The organism is Phenylobacterium sp., from assembly GCF_036402295.1.
Classification (GTDB): domain Bacteria; phylum Pseudomonadota; class Alphaproteobacteria; order Caulobacterales; family Caulobacteraceae; genus Phenylobacterium.
Genome location: NZ_DASWTE010000326.1, coordinates 1 through 2,047, shown reverse-complemented (window position 1 = coordinate 2,047; position 2,047 = coordinate 1). Strand labels below are relative to the sequence as shown.

At 72.3% G+C, this 2,047-nt stretch carries 3 protein-coding genes; all 3 read right to left on the bottom strand.

What is annotated here, in order from left to right; translation table 11 throughout:
* Positions 1–26: 26 nt before the first annotated feature.
* From coaE to VGD44_RS19540, 3 genes are read right to left on the bottom strand one after another with little or no spacing between them, the layout of a single operon-like run.
* Positions 27–620 carry a dephospho-CoA kinase gene (gene coaE / locus VGD44_RS19550; protein WP_331090052.1) on the bottom strand — a complete coding sequence of 198 codons (594 nt, stop codon included), beginning with the start codon at positions 618–620 and terminating at the stop codon, positions 27–29.
* Positions 617–1,462 (bottom strand): shikimate dehydrogenase, encoded by an 846-nt coding sequence (gene aroE, locus VGD44_RS19545; protein WP_331090051.1) that lies wholly within the window; start codon positions 1,460–1,462, stop codon positions 617–619. Before aroE ends, coaE begins: the two co-directional genes overlap by 4 nt.
* Positions 1,459–2,040 (bottom strand): Maf family protein, encoded by a 582-nt coding sequence (locus VGD44_RS19540; protein WP_331090053.1) that lies wholly within the window; start codon positions 2,038–2,040, stop codon positions 1,459–1,461. Before VGD44_RS19540 ends, aroE begins: the two co-directional genes overlap by 4 nt.
* Between the last annotated feature and the right edge of the window lie 7 nt (positions 2,041–2,047).

Genomic DNA, 2,047 nt, shown 5'->3' with positions numbered 1-2,047 from the left:
AAGCTTTGGGGAGGAAGGGTCGGCGTTCACCCCTCCTTCCGCAGATCCTCGATAATCGCCGCCACCTGCGCCCGCGCCGCCTCCAGCCCGCGCCCGGTGTCCACCACGTAGTCCGCCCGCGCCCGCTTCTCCGCGTCCGGGACCTGCTGCGCCAGGATGGCGTCCAGGCGTTCCGGGGTCATGCCCTCGCGGGCCAGCACGCGCTCGCGCTGCACGTCGGCCGGGGCGGAGACCACGATGACCTTGTGCATGTTCTTCTCGCCGCCGGTCTCGAAGATCAGCGGCACGTCCAGGATCACCATGTCGGCGCCGATGGCCTCGGCTTCCTCGAACACCCGGGTCCTCGCGCGCCCGACGATCGGGTGGACGATGCCGTTCAGCACCTTCAGCGCCTCGGGGTCGCCCAGCACCCGCTTGCGCAGTTCCTCGCGGTCGACCTTGCCGTCCTTCACCACGCCGGGAAACGCCGCGCCCACCGGCTCCACCGCGGCCCCGCCCACGTCGTAGGCCTTATGCACCTCGGCGTCGGCGTCGTAGACCGGGATGCCGGCCTCGCGGAACATCGCCGCGGTCGTCGACTTGCCCATGCCGATGGAGCCGGTGAGGCCGATGATCTTCATTGGCCGGTCGCCTCCAGAGCCAGCTTCCGCACATCGACCTCCGCCGGCGGCCACCGGCCGAAGAACGCCTCGAACGACGGCGCCGCCTGGCCGATCAGCATCTCCAGCCCGTCCACGATCGGCCGCCCCAGCCCGCGCGCCTGCTCCAGGAACGGCGTCACCACCGGCTTGTAGAACATGTCCATCACCACGCAGCCGTCCGGCGTCGTCTCCAGCGGCAGGTCCAGCCCGCCGCCTGGCCCCACGCCCGCCGACGTCGCGTTGATGACGGCCGTGGAATCCCGCAGCGCCCCCACGGCGTGGGGCAGCGGCAGCGGCTTCACCTTCGGCCCCAGCGCCCTGGCGATCGCCTCGGCCTTCTGCACGGTGCGGTTCACCACCCACACCTGCGGCGCGCCGGCCAGCAGCAGCGCCGCCACCGCGCCCCGGGCCGCGCCGCCGGCGCCCAGCACCGTCACCGGCCCGCGGTCGGCGCTCCAGTTCGGCGCCTGCACCTCGAAGGCGCGCAGCAGGCCCAGGCCGTCGGTGTTGTCCGCCAGCACCCGGCCCGTGGGCGGGAACAGGAGCACGTTCGCCGCGCCCGCACGCCGCGCCGCTTCCGTGGCCTCGTCGGCGAGGCGCAGCGCCTCTTCCTTGAACGGCAGCGTGACGTTGATCCCGCGCACCGCGCCGCCCCGGAACCCGTTCACCAGCCGCTCGAACCCATACGCGCCCGGATCGAAGCCCACATAGACGCCGTCGATCCCGGCCGCGGCGAGCCAGGCGTTGTGCAGGATGGGCGACAGGCTGTGGTGGATCGGGTTGCCCGTCACCCCGGCCACCGCGGTCTTGCCCGTGATCATGCGGCAAGCTCCCCGTGCCGGCGCAGGAGGTCGAGCAGGCCCATCAGCGGCAGGCCCAGGATTGCGAAATAGTCGCCCTCGATCTTCGAGAACAATTGCGCGCCCGGCCCCTCCAGCCGGTAGCAGCCCACCGAACCCAGGGCGTGTTCGCCCTCGCTCGCCAGGTAGTCCTCGAGGAAGGCGTCGGAGAAGTCACGCATGGTCAGGCTGGCGGTCATCACCTCGCGCCAGATCGGCGCGCCCTCCTTGGCCACCACCACCGCCGAGTGCAGCTTGTGGGTCTTGCCGCGCAGCAGCTTCAGCCGGTCGCGGGCCGCCTCGAGGCTCTCGGCCTTGTCGTAGAGCTCGCCGTCGAGATCGAGGGTCTGGTCCGACCCGATCACGAACTCGGGCCGTCCGCGCGACACCCGGATCGCCTTCAGCTCGGCCAGGGCGTCGGCGATGTCGCGCGGCCCCGCGCCCTCGGCCAGCAGCGAGGCCTTCACCGCGTCCTCGTCGACGCCGGCCACCAGCGCCTCGTAGGGCACGCCGGCGCCGTCCAGGACCGCGCGCCGGGCTGCGCTCTTCGACGCCAGGATGACGGTC